Annotated in this window: 3 protein-coding genes and 1 pseudogene; all 4 read left to right on the top strand. The window is 51.8% G+C overall.

The window, feature by feature from the left end:
- The coding region (gene rplC, locus LMED105_RS15870; RefSeq protein WP_008253360.1) for a 50S ribosomal protein L3 at positions 1-383 on the top strand (383 nt) is incomplete at its 5' end.
- Between the two features lie 10 nt (positions 384-393).
- Positions 394-1,014 carry a 50S ribosomal protein L4 gene (rplD, locus tag LMED105_RS15875; protein WP_008253364.1) on the top strand — a complete coding sequence of 207 codons (621 nt, stop codon included), beginning with the start codon at positions 394-396 and terminating at the stop codon, positions 1,012-1,014.
- On the top strand, positions 1,011-1,307 hold the full coding sequence (rplW, locus tag LMED105_RS15880) for a 50S ribosomal protein L23 (protein WP_008253367.1): 297 nt from the start codon (positions 1,011-1,013) through the stop codon (positions 1,305-1,307). Before rplD ends, rplW begins: the two co-directional genes overlap by 4 nt.
- Position 1,308: 1 nt before the next feature.
- Positions 1,309-1,875 (top strand): annotated as a pseudogene (rplB, locus tag LMED105_RS15885) (50S ribosomal protein L2); the annotation flags it as partial.

Genomic DNA, 1,875 nt, shown 5'->3' on the forward strand with positions numbered 1-1,875 from the left:
CCAAGCTTGCAGAATTGCAGGTTGGTGCTGCTGTGTCCGCGGAAATCTTTGCTCCCGGTCAGAAAGTTGATGTCAGTGGTGTAACGCAGGGTAAAGGATTTAGTGGGGCAATCAAGCGTCACCATTTCAGCTCTCAGCGCGCATCCCACGGTAATTCGATTTCGCACAATGCGCCTGGTTCAATCGGTATGGCGCAAGATCCGGGTCGAGTGTTTCCTGGTAAGCGTATGGCTGGTCAGTTGGGTAACGTGAACCGCACAACTCAGAACTTGGAAGTGGTGCGTGTAGACGCCGAGCGTGGTTTGCTTTTGATCAAGGGTGCAGTGCCCGGTTCAAAAGGTGGCCAGTTGTTGGTTAAGCCAGCTGTCAAGGCAAAGGCGTAAGGGGAACCAGATGGAATTGAAAGTCATTAGTGATTCTGGGCAGGCCTCTCAAACTGTTCAGGTGTCCGATGTGGTGTTTGGTCGCGAATACAATGAGCCGCTGATTCATCAGTTGGTTGTTGCGTATCAGGCCAATGCGCGTCAGGGTACGCGTCAGCAAAAAGATCGCTCAGAAGTGCGTGCGTCAACTCGCAAGCCCTGGAAGCAAAAAGGTACGGGTCGTGCGCGAGCCGGTGCGGTGTCCAGCCCATTGTGGCGCGGAGGCGGCAAAACCTTCCCGAATTCTCCAGATGAGAACTTCACTCAGAAGCTGAACAAGAAAATGTTCCGCGCAGGTGTTTGTTCCATCCTGTCTCAGTTGAGCCGTGAGGGTCGTTTGGTCGTTGTCGAGTCTTTGGACTTGGAAGCGCCAAAGACCAAGCTGCTTGATCAAAAATTGAAAGGCATGGGTCTTGATTCCGTGCTGATGATTGTTGATTCAGTGGATGAAAATCTTTACCTGGCCTCAAGAAATCTGCCCAACGTGGCAGTGGTCGAGCCACGTTACGCTGATCCTCTTTCCCTGATTTATTTCAAGAAAGTGGTTGCGACTCGTGCGGCAATCGACAAACTGCAGGAGATGTACGCATGAACACGCAGCGTTTAATGAAAATTTTGCTTGCGCCCATCGTCTCTGAAAAGAGCACTATGCTGGCCGATAAGCATGAGCAAATCGCTTTCAAGGTTTGCACCACTGCAACAAAGCACGAGATCAAGGCGGCGGTAGAACTGCTGTTCAAGGTCGAGGTTGAGGCTGTGCGTGTCGTTAACATTGCTGGCAAGCAGAAGCGCTTTGGCCGCACCATGGGGCGTCGCTCCGATGTGCGCAAAGCCTATGTTGCGCTGAAAGCTGGTCAAGAAATTAATTTCTCGGAGGCTGCGTAACATGCCATTAGTTAAATTAAAGCCAACGTCACCCGGCCGCCGTGCCATGGTGAAAGTGGTTCATCCCCATTTGCACAAGGGTGAGCCTTACGCGCCTTTGCTTGAAAAGAAATCAAAGACTGCAGGCCGCAACAATAATGGTCGCATCACTACCCGTCACATGGGTGGTGGTCACAAGCAGCATTATCGTATGGTTGATTTCAAGCGCAATAAAGATGGTGTGCCAGCGAAGGTCGAAACAATTGAGTACGATCCAAACCGTACTGCCCACATTGCCTTGATCTGCTACGCGGATGGCGAGCGCGCATACATTATTGCGCCTCGCGGTCTGCAGTTGGGTCAAACTGTTGTGAATGGCTCCGAAGCGCCAATTAAAATCGGTAACACTTTGCCGATTCGTAACATTCCAGTTGGCACAACAGTGCACTGCGTGGAAATGTTGCCAGGTAAGGTGCCCAAATTGCTCGTTCAGCTGGTGGTTCTGCCATGTTGCTGGCTCGTGATGGCACTACGCGCAAATGCGTTTGCGTTCCGGTGAAATCCGTCGTGTTCACATCGAGTGCCGCGC

The organism is Limnobacter sp. MED105, from assembly GCF_000170915.1.
Taxonomy (GTDB): domain Bacteria; phylum Pseudomonadota; class Gammaproteobacteria; order Burkholderiales; family Burkholderiaceae_B; genus Limnobacter.

Excerpts from the sequence above, each read along its gene's own strand:
- rplD (WP_008253364.1), top strand. The coding sequence starts at position 394 with ATGGAATTGAAAGTCATTAGTGATTCTGGGCAGGCCTCTCAAACTGTT.
- rplW (WP_008253367.1), top strand. The coding sequence starts at position 1,011 with ATGAACACGCAGCGTTTAATGAAAATTTTGCTTGCGCCCATCGTCTCT.